The sequence below is a fragment of the Nocardioides sp. TF02-7 genome, from assembly GCF_022437945.1.
In the GTDB taxonomy this organism is placed as follows: Bacteria; Actinomycetota; Actinomycetes; order Propionibacteriales; family Nocardioidaceae; genus Nocardioides.
The window spans coordinates 2,961,815-2,976,821 of sequence record NZ_CP092535.1 but is presented as its reverse complement, the minus strand read 5'-3'; the positions used below and the strand labels follow the sequence as shown (position 1 = coordinate 2,976,821).

15 protein-coding genes and 3 pseudogenes are annotated in these 15,007 nt (G+C 74.0%); 7 read left to right on the top strand and 11 right to left on the bottom strand.

All coding sequences use genetic code 11. The features are described from left to right. Window positions 1-3: 3 nt before the first annotated feature. A pseudogene (gene mca, locus MF408_RS15355) lies at window positions 4-898 on the bottom strand (mycothiol conjugate amidase Mca). 190 nt (window positions 899-1,088) lie between these two features. Between mca and MF408_RS15350 the strand changes: the two are divergent. After that, on the top strand, window positions 1,089-1,352 hold the full coding sequence (locus MF408_RS15350) for a DUF4307 domain-containing protein (RefSeq protein ID WP_240248423.1): 264 nt from the start codon (window positions 1,089-1,091) through the stop codon (window positions 1,350-1,352). Window positions 1,353-1,554: 202 nt separating this feature from the next. Then, window positions 1,555-2,055, top strand: a complete 501-nt coding sequence (gene greA / locus MF408_RS15345) for a transcription elongation factor GreA (protein WP_240248422.1) — start codon at window positions 1,555-1,557, stop codon at window positions 2,053-2,055. Window positions 2,056-2,082: 27 nt separating this feature from the next. Here greA and ilvA read toward each other — a convergent pair whose 3' ends face one another. From ilvA to MF408_RS15325, 5 genes and pseudogenes are all read right to left on the bottom strand, one after another. Then, entirely contained in the window at window positions 2,083-3,318 is a 1,236-nt protein-coding gene (ilvA, locus tag MF408_RS15340) for a threonine ammonia-lyase (protein ID WP_240248421.1), read from the bottom strand. Then, window positions 3,311-3,868, bottom strand: coding sequence for an AI-2E family transporter (locus MF408_RS25610; protein ID WP_275693484.1), 558 nt, complete (start codon window positions 3,866-3,868; stop codon window positions 3,311-3,313). Before MF408_RS25610 ends, ilvA begins: the two co-directional genes overlap by 8 nt. A 145-nt stretch (window positions 3,869-4,013) precedes the next feature. Further along, window positions 4,014-4,328 (bottom strand): annotated as a pseudogene (locus MF408_RS25605) (AI-2E family transporter); the annotation flags it as partial. 431 nt (window positions 4,329-4,759) lie between these two features. Next, window positions 4,760-6,190 carry a glutamate mutase L gene (locus MF408_RS15330; protein WP_240248420.1) on the bottom strand — a complete coding sequence of 477 codons (1,431 nt, stop codon included), beginning with the start codon at window positions 6,188-6,190 and terminating at the stop codon, window positions 4,760-4,762. Then, entirely contained in the window at window positions 6,187-7,347 is a 1,161-nt protein-coding gene (locus MF408_RS15325) for a cystathionine gamma-synthase (RefSeq protein ID WP_240248419.1), read from the bottom strand. The genes MF408_RS15330 and MF408_RS15325 overlap by 4 nt, the downstream gene beginning before the upstream one ends. 69 nt (window positions 7,348-7,416) lie before the next feature. Here MF408_RS15325 and msrA point away from each other — a divergent pair, with 69 nt between their 5' ends. Together msrA and MF408_RS15315 are read left to right on the top strand one after the other, a co-directional pair. Next, window positions 7,417-8,064, top strand: a complete 648-nt coding sequence (gene msrA / locus MF408_RS15320; protein WP_240248418.1) for a peptide-methionine (S)-S-oxide reductase MsrA — start codon at window positions 7,417-7,419, stop codon at window positions 8,062-8,064. 194 nt (window positions 8,065-8,258) lie between these two features. Further along, window positions 8,259-8,501, top strand: coding sequence for a YciI family protein (locus tag MF408_RS15315; RefSeq protein ID WP_240248417.1), 243 nt, complete (start codon window positions 8,259-8,261; stop codon window positions 8,499-8,501). Between the two features lie 41 nt (window positions 8,502-8,542). Here the strand turns inward: MF408_RS15315 and MF408_RS15310 are convergent, their stop codons facing one another. Next, on the bottom strand, window positions 8,543-8,947 hold the full coding sequence (locus MF408_RS15310; RefSeq protein ID WP_240248416.1) for a hypothetical protein: 405 nt from the start codon (window positions 8,945-8,947) through the stop codon (window positions 8,543-8,545). A 139-nt stretch (window positions 8,948-9,086) separates the two neighbouring features. Here MF408_RS15310 and MF408_RS15305 point away from each other — a divergent pair, with 139 nt between their 5' ends. Together MF408_RS15305 and MF408_RS15300 are read left to right on the top strand one after the other, a co-directional pair. Next, the gene (locus MF408_RS15305) at window positions 9,087-9,389 is read left to right on the top strand and encodes a hypothetical protein (protein WP_240248415.1); all 303 of its coding nucleotides are present in this window, start codon (window positions 9,087-9,089) and stop codon (window positions 9,387-9,389) included. Window positions 9,390-9,442: 53 nt separating this feature from the next. Then, window positions 9,443-10,790 (top strand): annotated as a pseudogene (locus MF408_RS15300) (AarF/ABC1/UbiB kinase family protein). 32 nt (window positions 10,791-10,822) lie between these two features. Here MF408_RS15300 and MF408_RS15295 read toward each other — a convergent pair. The 3 genes from MF408_RS15295 to MF408_RS15285 all read right to left on the bottom strand — a co-directional run bounded on the left by MF408_RS15295 (window position 10,823) and on the right by MF408_RS15285 (window position 13,012). Next, window positions 10,823-11,314 (bottom strand): DinB family protein, encoded by a 492-nt coding sequence (locus tag MF408_RS15295; protein ID WP_240248414.1) that lies wholly within the window; start codon window positions 11,312-11,314, stop codon window positions 10,823-10,825. After that, a complete protein-coding gene (locus tag MF408_RS15290; RefSeq protein ID WP_240248413.1) occupies window positions 11,311-12,165 on the bottom strand; it encodes a VOC family protein in 855 nt (284 codons plus the stop codon). The genes MF408_RS15295 and MF408_RS15290 overlap by 4 nt, the downstream gene beginning before the upstream one ends. Before the next feature lie 67 nt (window positions 12,166-12,232). After that, window positions 12,233-13,012, bottom strand: a complete 780-nt coding sequence (locus MF408_RS15285; protein WP_240248412.1) for a TSUP family transporter — start codon at window positions 13,010-13,012, stop codon at window positions 12,233-12,235. 114 nt (window positions 13,013-13,126) lie between these two features. Between MF408_RS15285 and MF408_RS15280 the strand changes: the two genes are divergently transcribed. Beyond that, a complete protein-coding gene (locus MF408_RS15280) occupies window positions 13,127-14,065 on the top strand; it encodes an endonuclease domain-containing protein (RefSeq protein WP_240248411.1) in 939 nt (312 codons plus the stop codon). Between the two features lie 34 nt (window positions 14,066-14,099). On the opposite strand, the gene MF408_RS15275 is transcribed toward MF408_RS15280, so the two are convergent. Next, window positions 14,100-14,966, bottom strand: a complete 867-nt coding sequence (locus MF408_RS15275) for an NAD(P)-binding domain-containing protein (RefSeq protein WP_240248410.1) — start codon at window positions 14,964-14,966, stop codon at window positions 14,100-14,102. Window positions 14,967-15,007: the final 41 nt, after the last annotated feature.

The window sequence follows — 15,007 nt, the reverse complement described above, 5'->3', positions numbered from 1 at the left end:
CCGTCAGTCTCCCACCCCGGGGTCGATGCCCGCGAACAGGTCGTCCTCCGGGGTCTGCGTCGCCACGTGGCTCACCACGAGCTCGTAGTCCTCGGTCGGCCACACCTTCTCCTGGATCTCCCGCGGGATCGCGAACCACGCCCCGTCCGGGTCGATCTGCGTGGCGTGCGCGAGCAGCGCCTGGTCACGGACGCCGAAGTAGTCGGCGCACGGCACGCGGGTCGTGATCCGGGCGTCCCACTCCGGCTCCGGCTCCCAGGTCTTCAGCCGCTCCTCCCACGGCGACTCCAGGCCGTGCTCGAGCATCGCCTCGTGCAGCGCCTGCATGCGCGGCCGGTTGAAGGAGTGGTGGTAGTAGAGCTTCGACGGCTGCCACGGCTCCCCCGCGCCGGGGGAACCGCTCCGGGTCGCCCGCCGCGTGGAAGGCCGCGACGCTCACCTCGTGGCAGCGGATGTGGTCGGGGTGGGGGTAGCCGCCGCGCTCGTCGTAGGTCGTGATCACGTGCGGCCGGAACGCCCGCACCAGCCGCACCAGCCGCTCGGTCGCCTCCTCCAGCGGCACCAGCGCGAAGCACCCCTCCGGCAACGGCGGCTTGGGGTCGCCCTCCGGCCAGCCGGAGTCGACGAAGCCCAGCCAGTCCTGCCGGACGCCGAGGATGTCTCGCGCCCGCTCCATCTCCTGGCGCCGGATCTCGCTGATGTTGGCCCACACGTCTGGCCGGTCCATCTTCGGGTTGAGCACCGAGCCGCGCTCGCCACCGGTGCACGTCACGACGTGGACGTCGACGCCCTCGGCGACGTAGCGGGCGGTGGAGGCCGCCCCCTTGCTCGACTCGTCGTCCGGGTGCGCGTGCACGTGCATGAGTCGCAGGCCGGCTCGGCTGGCGGGGGCGGGCATGCCCGAAATGGTAGGAGTGCTGGACATGGGAACATGAACCGGTGACCGTTTCCCGCGATTCCCTCGCCGAGAGGTACGGCGCGCCCCCCGCGCTGGCGGCGCCGTGTCCTCATCGGGCTGGTCGTCGTCGTGGTCGGCGCCCTCGCCGCGCTGTGGACCTGGATCACCGTCGAGCAGAGCAACCCCCGCCGTGGCCTCCGAGCTGGTCAAGCACGAGATCGTCGACGAGCACACCGTGACCGTGGTGCTCCGGGTCGACCTGGACGACGAGGCGTCCGACCCGCGCTGCACGGTGCGGGCGCTCGCGCCGGACAAGGCGGTCGTCGGGCAGCAGACGTTCGTCCCCGAGGAGACCGGGCAGCACGACCACACCGTCGAGATCGCGACCGAGCGCCGGGCGACCGCCGTGGAGAAGGTCGGGTGCACCGCCGAGGGACAGCCCCGGCCGCGCTGAGAAGTCCGCCGGACCTGCGGTTCGGCGGCCGGCTTGTTAGACTTGAAGTTCTGTCCGGACCCGAGCGCGTCCGGCGGGGCTGCGAGACGAGCCCCCGACGCGCTTCCCGCCCGAACGATCGGCCGCCCGTGAGCGTGGCCAGGAGAGCCGGACCCGCCGACGTACGACCGCCATATCCGCTTTTCACCCAGGAGTACCCGAGATGACGCAGACCGACCAGAACACGATCTGGCTCACCCAGGACGCCTACGACAAGCTCCGCGCGGAGCTGGAGGACCTCAAGGGGCCGCAGCGTCAGGAGATCATCGCCCGCATCAGCGCGGCGCGGGACGAGGGTGACCTGAAGGAGAACGGCGGCTACCACGCGGCCAAGGACGAGCAGGGCCGGATCGAGGCCCGGATCCGCCAGGTCGAGGACATCCTGCGACGCGCCGAGGTCGGCGAGACCCCGCCGGACGACGGCGTCGTCGAGCCGGGGATGGTCGTCACCTACAAGTTCGAGGGCGATGACGACGACGAGGCCGAGACCTTCCTCCTCGGCGCCCGCGAGATCGAGCCCGAGGGCCTCACCGTCTACTCGCCCCAGTCGCCGCTCGGCGCCGCGATCATCGACCACAAGATCGGCGAGACCGTCGAGTACGAGGCGCCCAACGGGAAGATGCTCAAGGTCGTCATCCTCGACGCCAAGCCGTACACGAGCTGACCCAGGCCGACCTAGGCTGACCCGGCGTCAGCCGCGGTCGAGCACGAGGTAGCCGTGCGCGCGGAGGCGCTCGAGCACGGCCTCGGCGTGCGGGCTGCCGCGGGTCTCCAGCTGGAGGTGGACCTCGACCTCGTCGAGGTGCAGCATCGGTGAGATGCGCTCGTGCACGATCTCGAGCACGTTGGCGCCCGCGTCGGCGACCTCGGCCAGCAGCCGGGCCAGGCCGCCCGGCACGTCGGCGATGGTGACCTGCAGGTTGAGGTAGCGCCGGGCGGCGGACATGCCGTGGCGGATGACCTTGCCGAGCAGCAGCGGGTCGATGTTGCCGCCCGACAGCACGACGACGACCGGCCCCCGGAAGTGCTCGGGCGCCTCGCAGAGCGCGGCCGCGGCGGCGGCGCCGGCCGGCTCGACGACGAGCTTCTCCCGCTCCACCAGCGCCAGCAGGGCGCGGGACAGGGACTCCTCGGAGACGGTGAGCACCTCGTCGACGTGCTCACGCACCAGCCGGAAGGTCAGGTCGCCGGGCTGCCCGACCGCGATGCCGTCGGCCATCGTCGCCATCTGTGCCAGCCGCACCGGCCGGCCCTCGGCGAGCGACGGCGGGTACGCCGCGGCGGCGGCCGCCTGCACGCCCACGACCCGGAGGTCCGGGCGCAGCGCCTTGAGCGCCACGGCGGACCCGGCGACGAGGCCACCGCCGCCGGTGGGGATCACCACCGTCGCCGCCTGCGGGCACTGCTCGGCGATCTCGAGGCCGAGGGTGCCCTGCCCGGCGACGATGTCGACGTGGTCGAAGGGGTGGATCAGCACCGCCCCGGTGCGGTCGGAGAACTCCCGCGCCTCCGCGAGCGCGTCCTCGAGGACCGCTCCGGCGAACACCACCTCGGCGCCGTAGCCGCGGGTGGCGCGCTCCTTGGGGATCGGGGCGCCGTCGGGCATGAACACGGTGGCCCGGATGCCGTGCTGCTGCGCGGCGAGGGCGACGCCCTGGGCGTGGTTGCCGGCGGAGGCCGCCACGACGCCGCGGGCCCGCTCCTCCTCGGACAGCCGGGCGATCCGGGTCGCGGCCCCGCGGACCTTGAACGAGCCGGTGCGCTGGAGGTTCTCGCACTTGAGGTGCACCGGCGCGCCGACCAGGCCGGAGAGCCAGCGCGACTCCAGCATCGGCGTCGGCACCGCGACGGAGTCGACCAGCGGCCGGGCCGCCTCGACGTCCGCCAGCGTGACGGTCTGCCCCGGGTCGCCGGGCTGCTCAGACATCGATCACCTCGTCCTCGAGCTCGTCGACCGCCTCCTCGACCGGCATCTGCGCCAGCTCGGCGAGGTGGAGCACGACGGCGTTGACGGCGGCGGCCAGCGGCACCGCGACGAGCGCGCCGACGATGCCCGCCACCAGCACACCACAGGCGAGGGCGACGATCACGCCCAACGGGTGGAGCGATACCCAGCGGCCGAGCAGGAACGGCTGCAGCACGTGGCCCTCGAGCTGCTGCACGCCGATGATCACCGCGAGCATGATCAGCGCCGTGATCGGCCCCTGGTCGACCAGCGCCACCAGCACCGCGACGGTGCCGGCGATGGTCGCGCCGATCAGCGGCACGAAGGCGCCGAGGAAGACCAGGACGCCGATCGCCAGCACGAACGGCACGTCGAGGATCGCCGCGCCGATCATCACCCCGGCGGCGTCGACTGCCGCCACCAGCACCGTCGCGCGCACGAACTGCACCAGCGAGATCCAGGCCACCTTGCCCGAGCTGTCGATCCGCTCCCGCGCCACCCGCGGGGAGAGCCGGACCAGCCACGACCAGATCCGGCCGCCGTCGGCGAGGAAGAAGTACGTCGCGAACAGCGCGATGAAGAAGCCCCGCGAACACGTGCCCCACGGCGCTGCCGAGCTCGGTCGCCTGGTTGAGCGTCTCGCCGTCGCGCGAGCGCTCCTGGATCATCTCCTGGGCGCTCTGGATCCAGTCGTTGATCTGGGAGTCGCTGGCGTTGACGGGGCCGTCGCGCAGCCAGTCCCGGATCTCCTGCAGCCCCTGGACGGTGGAGTCGGCGAGGTCGTTGGCGCCGGCCGCGACCTGCTGGCCGGCGAAGGTGAGCAGCGCCGTCACCCCGGCGATGCCGGTGAGCACCACGAGCAGCGCCGCGAGGCCGCGCGGCACCTTCGCCCGGGTGAGCAGGTGGACCAGTGGGCTGGCGAGCGCGCTGACGAGGAGGGCGACGGCCAGCGGGATGGTGACGACGGAGAAGTAGCCGACCAGCCACAGCACCAGGTAGCCGGCGCCGGCGATGACGAGCAGCCGCCACGCCCAGGCAGCCGCCAGGTCGAGCCCCCACGGCACCTCCGCCCGGCCGAACCGGGACGGGCCGGCGGTGATCGGCGTCGGCTCGGTGCGGCGCTCCTCCCGCAGCTGCGCCCACTGGTGGGTGAACCGCTGCAGGATGCTCTCGACGCTCTCGCCCTCCCGGCGGTCGGGCTGGTCGGGCTGGTCGGGCCGGTCGGGGTGCTCGCGGTCATCGTCGGCGCTGCGCCGGCGGCGCGGGAACCGCGGCCGGTGCCGGTGCTCGGGGGCGGCTCGGCGTCGCTGCCGGCGAAGCTTCCGACATCGCCGCCGACACCCGCCTCCGGCTCCCCCGGCCGGTCCTCCCGGGGGCGAGTCGCCCGGTCGTCCCGCCGGGTCCGGGACAGGCCGATCCTCCGTCACGGCGCCACCTTAGACCCGAGCCCGGCGGCCAGCCGGTGAGCCACCTCGGGGTGGGGCCCGGCGAGCAGGCCGACCGCCATCAGCCGGTAGTCGTCGTCCACGACCACCCGGGCCCGCTCGGGCAGCTGCCAGCCCTCCGGGTCGCCGGTCGTCACCAGGCTGCCGAGCACCCGGTCGGCGGCGCCGGGGCGTCCGTGCCGCAGCACGCCGCCGCTGCCGACGAGCAGCGCGACCTCCCGCAGGTCGACACCGGTGCGCTCGACCACCCGGCCGTCCGGGGCGAGCACGACGCGGGACCGCCCGGCGTGGCGGCGTACGGCGGTCGTCGCCGCGATCCGCGCCAGCTCCTCGTCGACGTCGTACGCCGCGTCGTCGGCGGGCACGGAGCCGGGCGCAGCCGTGAGCCGGGCGACCGCCTCCCGCAGCCCCGGGCTCGCGGCGTCGCCGACCGCCTCCAGGACGCCGCGGGCGGACCAGCGCATGCCGAGGTCGGCCTCGACCGTGCGGTTGGCGGAGGTGGGCGCGACCACCTCGCGGGCGAGGCCGCCCGCCTCGGAGAGCTCGGGGTCGACGGTGAGGACGGAGTAGACGTCGGTGGTGGCGCCGCCGACGTCGACCACCGCCACGTCGCCCGCGCCGGGGTGCTGCTCGTCGAGCCCGTGGGCGAGCAGCTCGACGCCGGTCAGCACGACGTCGGGCGTGGCGCCACGCACGAGCGCGGCGAACTCGGAGCCCCGGCTCAGGCCCTTGCCGCCGATCACGTGCCGCAGGAACGCCTCGCGGATCGCGCTGCGGGCTCCGTCGGGGGCCAGCACGCCGATGCGGGGCACGACGTTGTCCGCCAGCACGTGCGGCCGCCCGGCCAGCACCCGCGCCACCTCGTCGTAGGCCTCGACGTTGCCCGAGACCACGGTCGGCCCGGTCCACCCGGCGTCGACCAGCGCCCGGGCACCCGCGAGCAGCGCCTCGGCGTTGCCGCCGTCGGTGCCGCCGGTGAGCAGGACGACATCGACCTCGCTGCGGTCGCGCGCCGGACGGGTGAGCCCCGCCAGCTGCGCCACCACGGCGGCGTGCTCGCGGCCCGCGAGCGCGACGACGGCGGTCACCCGCCCGCCGCTGGAGAGCGCGACCCGCCGCCCGGCCTCGGCCGTGACCAGCTCCTCGTTGCCGACGACCGCGATCCAGAGTGCGCCGCCCGCGCTGGAGCAGGCGAGCACCTCGGCCTGCTCGGCCCGCGGGTCGGTCGCCGCCAGGTCGGCGCGGCAGCCGTCGATCGCGTCCATCACGTCACCGGTGCCGAACGTCGGCCGGTCGGCCCGGGCGACGATCCGCGCCTCGGCGAGGTCGACGAGCAGCGCCTTGGTGAACGTCGACCCGACGTCGACGCACAGCACCGCGCCGCCGGCCGCCGCGCGGGCGCCGGTCACCCGAGCGCCTGCTCCAGGTCGGCGACCAGGTCGTCGGCGGCCTCGATGCCGACGCTGAGCCGGACCAGGTCGGCGGGCACCTCCAGCGCGGTGCCGGCCACCGACGCGTGCGTCATCCGGCCCGGGTGCTCGATCAGCGACTCCACCCCGCCGAGCGACTCGCCGAGCGTGAACACCTCCGCCCGCTCGCAGACCCGCAGCGCGGCCTCCTCGCCGCCCTCGCAGCGGAACGACACCATCCCGCCGAAGCGGCGCATCTGCCGCTGCGCGACCCGGTGCCCGGGGTGGGTCTCCAGCCCCGGGTAGACCACGTCGCCCACCTTCGGGTGGCTGGTGAGGAAGTCGACGACCCGCTCGGCGTTGTCGCTGTGGCGGTCCATCCGGACGCCGAGCGTCTTGATGCCGCGGTGGGTCAGGAACGCGTCGAACGGCCCCGGCACCGCGCCCACCGCGTTCTGGTGGAACGCGACCTGCTCGGCGACCTCGAGGTCGCGCACGACGACGGCGCCGCCGACGACGTCGGAGTGGCCGCCGACGTACTTCGTGGTCGAGTGCACCACCAGGTCGGCACCGAGGGTGAGCGGCTGCTGGAGGTACGGCGACGCGAAGGTGTTGTCGACGACGAGCAGGGCGCCCGCCTCGTGGGCCACCCCGGCGAGCGCCTCGATGTCGGCGATGTTGAGCAGCGGGTTGGTCGGCGTCTCGACCCAGACCAGCTTCGTCCGCCCCGGCCGGACCGCCGCACGCACGGCGTCGGTGTCGTGCACGGGCGCCGGCGTGTGCTCGAGGCCCCACGGCCGGATGACCTTGTCGAACAGCCGGTAGGTGCCGCCGTACGCGTCGCCGGGGAGGACCACGTGGTCGCCGGGGCGGCACAGCGCCCGGACGATGGTGTCCTCGGCCGCCAGGCCGGACGCGAACGCGAAGCCTCGCTCCCCCTCCTCGAGCGCGGCGAGCGCGCCCTCGAGGGCGGTGCGGGTGGGGTTGGCGCTGCGGCTGTACTCGTAGCCGCCGCGCAGGCCGCCGACCCCGTCCTGCTTGTAGGTGGAGGTGGCGTAGATGGGCGGGATCACCGCTCCGGTCGTGGGGTCCGGCTCGTAGCCCGCATGGATGGCGCGGGTCTCGAAGCCGCTCTTGCTCCGGTGCTCCTGGGTCACCCTCGCGAGCCTACTCAGCGGCTGCGCCGACCGTGGTCGGGCGCTTGCGCCGCGGGGGAGAATGGAGGCATGTTCCTCTCCCGCCACAAGACCGAGATGGTCGACGCCGCGCAGGCGCTCCCGGGCCGCGACGCGCCCACGTTCCAGGTGCCTGCCCGCCACGAGGTGCTCGGGACCCCGGTCGTGACCGACGAGGTGCCCGAGGGCATGGAGGTCGCGGTCTTCGGGCTCGGCTGCTTCTGGGGCGCCGAGGAGCTCTACTGGAAGATGCCGGGCGTGTGGTCGACGTCGGTGGGCTACACCGGCGGCATCACCCCGAACCCGACGTACGAGGAGGTCTGCTCCGGCCGCACCGGCCACACCGAGGCCGTGCGCGTCGTGTTCGACCCGGCCCAGGTGTCGTACGCCGACCTGGTCAAGAAGTTCTTCGAGGTCCACGACCCGACCCAGGGCATGCGGCAGGGCAACGACATCGGCACGCAGTACCGCTCCGGCATCTACTACACGACCCCCGAGCAGGAGCAGGTCGCGCGCGAGCTGACCAAGGTCTACGGCGACGAGATCACCCGCCGCGGCTACGGCGAGATCACCACCGAGATCGTCCCCGCCGGGCCGTACTACTACGCCGAGCCCGAGCACCAGCAGTACCTCCACAAGGTGCCCTACGGCTACCGCTGCCACGCCAACACCGGGGTGCCGTTCCCGCAGACCGCCTGAGCGGCTCGCCTGGGACCTGTCGTATCCGCCGCCTCCCGTTCGTAGCGTAGGCAGCGGCGGGCGTCGGGCCTGCCCGGACGGAGGAGCGGACGTGCCCCAGTACCTCATCTACTTCAACCAGCAGTGGGTCGGCGACCACACCGCGGGAGTGGTTCCGCAGCCGCGCGCCGCTGGCCAACGCCGTCGTCGACGAGATGAAGGAGGCCGGCGTCTACCTCCTCGCCGGCGGCCTGGAGGAGCACGGCCCGGTGTTCAGCGCCGACCCCACCCAGGGCGCCGACGAGGTGCTGCTGACCGACGGGCCCTACGTCGAGACCAAGGAGGTCCTCGGCGGGTTCTGCGCCGTCGACGTGCCCGACGAGGAGACCGCCCGGGTCTGGGCCGTCAAGGTCGCCGAGGCCTGCGGCTGGCCGCAGGAGGTACGGCGCTTCATGTAGGCGGCGGCCGGGCGGCCGCGCGGTCGGGCACCCGTCGCCGGTCAGCTCCGGGGCGGTCCGAGCTCGTCCACGACGTTGCCGTCCCAGTCGATGGCGACCCAGCGGCCGAAGCCCTCCGGGTGCCGGCGCGCGAGCTCGGCGAGGCGCTCCTCCTCGGGATCCACCGGGAGGACGGGTGTCGTGGAAGGGACGAGCTCGTAGTTCTCGTAGACGAGGTAGCGCTGGTCGTCGGTGAGCGCGAGGACCGCGCGGCGGACCTCGTCGGCTGCCGGCGCGAAGTCGCCGAACGGGATGGAGACCATGTCGTCCCACTCCTGCCGGGACATCAGGATCTCGACGACGCGCAAGGTCCCGTCGGCCCCGTCGACGACGACCCGGAGCCGCCCGGGCTCGACCTCGGTCACCGTGGCCCACTCGTCCAGGAACTCGAGGAGCCGTTCCCACAAGCGTTCGTACCTCACCGGACGAGCATCGCCGGTCCGGGGGCCGTCTGCATCCTGGTTTCCGGTCGAGCCGTCCGTGACAGACCGGCGGCTGGCCGCTCGCCCGCCGGGTACCACTCCGTGCGGGAGAGGGAGGTGGCTCGTGCGCGTGCTCAACGTCGTCGGCGGGTCGCTGCTGTGGGTCCTCGCCGGTCTGCTGGGGCTGGTGGGCGTGCTGCTGTCGGTGACGATCGTGCTGCTGCCGCTCGGCATCCCGCTGCTGTGGCTGGCCCGCAAGCTGTTCCGGACGGCGATGGCGCTGCTCGTGCCGCGCCCGGTGCGGCACCCGGTGTCGGAGGCCGGCAAGGCGGTCGAGGACGGCGCCGGCAGCGCACGGAAGGGCCTGTCGAAGGCCGCCGGCCGGGGCCGCTCGTTCCTGGAGCGCCAGCGCAAGCGCCTTCCCTGAGCCGGCCGCCGTTCGCCCGGTCGCCGTGACCAGGCGTCAGGGACAATGGCTGCATGTCGGAGCTCCCTCGCAAGGCCGCCGCGCGCACCGCGCGGCTCGCCGCCCTGCCACTGGGGTACGCCGGCCGCACGGCGCTCGGCTTCGGCAAGCGGCTCGGCGGTGCTCCGGCCGAGGCGGTGATGACCGAGATCCAGCAGCGGACCGCCGACCAGCTGTTCCGCACGCTCGGGGAGCTGAAGGGCGGGGCGATGAAGTTCGGCCAGGCCCTGTCGGTGCTCGAGTCGGCGCTGCCCGAGGAGATGGCCGCGCCCTACCGCGAGCACCTGACCCGCCTCCAGGACTCCGCACCGCCGATGCCGACCCAGACCGTGCGCGACATCCTCGAGGCCGACCTCGGCGCCGACTGGAAGGCCCGGCTGGTCTGGCTCGACGGCGGCCCGGCGGCGGCCGCGTCGATCGGCCAGGTGCACAAGGGGCGCTGGCACGACGGACGTGAGGTCGCGGTCAAGGTGCAGTACCCCGACGCGGGGGCCGCGCTGGAGTCCGACCTGCGCACGCTCGCCCGCGCGGCACGGGCGATCGGCCCGCTGATGCCCGGCGTCGACATGAAGCCCCTGGTCGACGAGGTCCAGGCCCGCGCCAAGGACGAGCTCGACTACGACCTCGAGGCCGAGGCGCAGCGCGAGTTCGCCCGGTCCTTCGCCGACGACCCCGACATCGTCGTGCCCGACGTCGTCGCGGTCGGGGCCGCGGGTGCTCGTCACCGAGTGGCTCGAGTCCCCCGCGTCGCTGGCGACGGTGATCGCCGGCGGCTCCTCCGAGGAGCGCGACCACTACGGCCAGCTCTTCACCCGGTTCCTCTTCTCCGGCCCGGCGCGCACCGGCCTGCTCCACGCCGACCCGCACCCCGGCAACTACCGGATCCTCCCCACCGAGGACGGCGCACCCGGCCGGCTCGGCGTCCTCGACTACGGCGCCGTCGCGCGGTTGCCGCAACGAGGGCTGCCCGAGCCGATGGGGCGGCTGATCAGCCTCTGCGCGGCCGGCGACGGCGAGGCCCTGATCGACGGGCTCCGCGAGGAGGGCTTCCTCAAGGACCGGATCAAGGTCGACCCGCAGCTGCTCATGGACTACCTGTCACCGTTCGTGGAGCCGACGCTCGTCGAGCGGTTCCGCTTCTCCCGCGCCTGGATGCGCGAGCAGTTCCAGCGCGTCAACAACCCCCGCGACCCGGCGTACACCGTCTCGACCAAGCTCAACCTGCCGCCGCAGTACGTGCTGATCCACCGCACCTGGCTCGGCGGCGTCGGCGTGCTGAGCCAGCTCGAGGCCGAGGCGCCGTTCCGGGCGATCATGGAGGAGTTCCTGCCGGGCTTCCACCCTGCCGACCGGGCCGACTGACCGGGGCCGACTGACGGGGCCGACTGACGGGCTCACTCCCCCGTGCGGCCGTCGATCGCCTCGCGCAGCAGGTCGGCGTGACCGTTGTGGCGGGCGTACTCCTCGATCATGTGCAGCAGGATCCACCGCAGCGTGAAGTGGCCCTCTTCGCGACGCGAGGGAAGGGCGGACTCGACGTCGAGCCCCTTGCCGGCGGCCAGTGCCTCGTCGATCGCCGCGTCGGCGCGGGCGACCGCCTCGTCGAACCACTGCCGCAGCTGCTCGGGGCTGTCGTCGACGGCGGAGTGCCAGTCCCAGTCGGGGTCGGCGTCCCAGTCGACGTCCACGAACGGCGACACCGGCGGCCGGCCGTGCAGGACGCGCTCGAACCAGCTCCACTCCACCAGCGCCAGGTGCTTGAGCATGCCGCCCAGCGTCATCGTGCTCGGCGGCAGCGTCTGGGCGAGCTGCTCGCGGGTGAGGCCGTCGACCTTCCAGCGCAGCGTGTCGCGGTGGTAGTCGAGGTAAGCGCGGACCGTGGTCACCTCGTCGGCTCGCAGCGGTGGGTCCCGGCGGTCGGTGTCGTCCATGTCGCCGACGCTAGCCAGACCGTCAACCCGAGGCGCCGACCGCGGGATCGCGGTCGGTGACGCAGTAGGCCCGGCCGTTGGGGTCGGCGAGCACCGTCCACTGCTCGTGCACGCCGACCAGCTCGGCGCCGGCCGCGACGTGCCGCCGGACCTCGGCGTCCCGGTCGAGCGTCGCCCAGTCGAGGTGGGCGCGGACCGGTCCGGAGTCCTCCTCCAGCAGCTGCAGGAGGAAGCGGACCGGCTGCTCCGGCGGCCGCACCAGGCGCCGGAACTCCGGCTCGTCGGGGTGCTCGGCGAGCTCCCCACCCCGTCACCGCCGCCCAGAACGCGCACTCCGCGTCGTAGGCCGGCGCCGGGGCATCGATGCACACCTGGTCGAGCAGCGACGTATGCCCCTCCGGCCACTCCGTCGGCCGCGGCCGGGTCGACTCGCCGGCGTGCACGAAGCACAGGCCGAGGCCGCCGGGCGAGCGCATCACGACATAGCCCCGGTCTTCCACCTCGGTCGCGCCGAGCCGGCGCGCCCGCTCCGCGGCGGCCCGCGGGTCGGCGACGTGGAGGTCGACGTGCACGTCGTCGGGGCCCTCCCGCAGCCGCTGCACCCGCAGGCAGTCGTCACCGGCGGGCGGCAGCAGCGTCGCGAACTCGCCGTCGTCGCCGCGCGGCGGCGACACGTCGTACGCCGTGAGCGCCGACCAGAAGTCCACCCCGGCCTCGAACCCCTCCGGCGCGAAGTCGAGGAACGCCGTCGCCCAGGTCGGGCGCACCGCTTCGGTCAGGTCACCTGTCTCGCCGGGGTTGCTCATGCCCCCACCGTAGGACCGGGCACCCAGGGCGCAGGTCGGCCGCGAGCTCGACCCCCGACCCACCGGATCACCAGAGGCCGAGCACGCCGCCACCGATCCGCACGATGAAGCCACTGACGACGAGGATGAAGAAGATCCGCACGAACTTCGCGCCCCGGCCGACGGCGGTGCGGGCGCCGAGGTAGCCGCCGAGCAGGTTGCAGGCGCCCATCAGCAGGCCGACCTGCCACAGCACCGCGCCGGTGGGGACGAAGAGGAGGAGCGCACCGAGGTTGGTCGCCCAGTTGGCGAGCCGGGCCTTGGCCGAGGCCTCCAGGAAGTCGTAGCCGAGCAGCCCGACCAGCGCGAAGACGAAGAAGCTGCCGGTGCCGGGGCCGAGCGCGCCGTCGTAGAACCCGACGACCGCGCCGACCGCGCACGCGGCGGCCAGGTGCTGGCGGCCGGCGAAGCGGAGCAGCGTCTGCTCGCCGACCTCGGGCTGGAGGACGACGTAGGCACCCAGCACGACGAGCACCACGAGCACGATCGGCTCGAACGCCCCGCGCGGGATGTGCGACGCCACGAACGCGCCGCCGAACGAGCCCAGCAGCGCGCAGAGCATGAGCGGGCCGAACGTGCGTGGATCGGGGCGGATCCGCCGGTAGTAGGTCGCGGACGCGGCCGTCGTACCGCAGATCGAGGCGACCTTGTTGGTCGCCAGCACCTCCACCGGCGCCGCCCCCGGCAGCCCGAGCAGCAGCGCAGGGAGCTGGATCAGCCCGCCGCCGCCCACCACCGCGTCGACGAAGCCCGCCGCCAGCGCCGCCACGCCGAGGAGGACGAGCACGGTCAGGCTGATGTCGCTCATCGCCACCCATTGTCGCGGTCGTCAGGGTGAGAGTGGTCCATGGGTCACTCTCACCCTGACGACCTCAGGGCCTGTGGAGGGCCGGCCCGGGAAGTGACGGAATGGTCCACGCTGGTGGCGTGGTCCCGGGGGCAGGAGTCGTGGCGGCAGGTCGCGGCGGTCGCAGCGCAGCAGGGCGGGCTCATCACCCGCGCCCAGCTCGGTGCGCTCGGCGTCGACCGCTGGGCGGTGCGGCACCGGATCGCCACGGGCCGCTGGGTCGAGTGGACGCCCACGGTGATCGGCACGACCACCGGTGAGCTGGGGCGCCGGCAGCTGATGTGGCTGGGCGTCCTCCACGCCGGCCCGCCGGCCCTGGTCGGCGACCTGACCGCCGCCGAGGTCGGCGGCCTGCGCAACTGGCACCGCGACGACGTGACGGTCCTCGTGCCGCGCGGCACCGACCTCGGCCGGCCGGTGCCCGGCATCGGCTTCGTCCAGACCCGCCGCCCGCTGCCGGACCTGCGGCGCACGGACCTCCGCCTCCCGGTGTGCCGGCTCGAGCCGGCTGTGCTGCACTTCGCCGCCTACCAGGACTCCCGCCGGACGGCGGAGGGCGTCGTGGCCGCGGTCGTGCAGCAGCGGCTCACCTCCCCGGCGGCCCTGCTGGCGTGGCTGGACCGGATGCAGCCGCTGCGGTGGGCCCGCATCCTCCGCGCCGCGCTCGTGGACATCGCCGGTGGCGCGCAGTCGGTGGCCGAGCTCGACGTGCGCCGGATGTGCCGCCGGTTCGGCCTGGCCGCGCCCGCCCGCCAGACCAAGCGGCGCGACGCGAGCGGGCGGGTGCGCTTCACCGACTGCGAGTGGCGGCTCCGGGACGGACGGGTGCTGGTGCTCGAGGTGGACGGCGGCTTCCACATGGAGGTCGAGCACTGGAAGGACGACATCGCCCGCCAGCGCGCCCTCACCTCCCCCGACCGCGTCGTCGTCCGCTGCACCGCCCGCGAGCTGCGCGACCAGCCCGACGTCGTCGCCCGCGACCTGCGCAACCTCGGCGTCCCCGCCGCCGCGTGAGGTCGTCAGGGTGAGAGTGGTCTATCGGTCACTCTCACCCTGACGACCTCACGACTAAGGCGGAGAGGCCCTCTTCGCCCCGTCCCGCGTCGACCAGTTCCGCGGCCCGGGCCACCGTCGCGCCGAGACCGCCGTCGCCGAGCGGCCCGGGGGCGTGAAGGGATGCGAGCCGGCGCAGCACCGGGAGGTGCTCGACAAGTGACGCCGGCCCGGCCGGGTGGCGGCCGGTGACGACCTCGCGCGCGGTGTCCGACGCCGACGAGACGACGTGCCCGAGCTGGGTCGCGGCCGTCTCCGCGAAGGCGGTTGCGTCGATACCGGCCTCGACCACCGCGGCCAGCGCCCGGAGCAGGCCGAGCTGGGCGTCGTACCAGACCCCGAAGAGGGCGAGGTCCCACACGGCCGCGGAGCCAGGCGCGTCACCCACGAACCGGGTACCGCCGAGCAGCTCCAACGTCGGACGGTGCCGCTCGTACGACGCCCGGTCACCGCTGAGGAGGAACGCTGCTGCTTCAGTGCCGACGGTCTCCGGGGCTGCCTGGACGCCTCCGTCGAGGTAGGCGGCTCCTAGCTCCGCCACACGCGCCGCCGCCGACCGCGCCTCCTCCGGGCCACCGGTCGCGAGCACGACCAGCGTCCGGTCGACGTCGGCCGGCGCGAGCTCCGCCAGGACCGCGTCGACTGCTGCGTAGTCAGTGAGGGTCAGCAGCACCAGGGGCGCCACGGCAGCCTCCTTCAACGAGCCGGCCCGCCTTGCCCCGGCCTCGACCATCGCGTCGGCTCGCCCGGACGTCCGGTTCCAGACGACGACGTCACGACCTCGGGCGAGCAGGGTCCGGGTCACTGCCGATCCGATCGCGCCGGTGCCGATCACGGCCACAGTTTGGTTCGTCGCATCCATGCGGCGATCGTGCGACCTCAACCCCACTTGAGGTCAAGCCG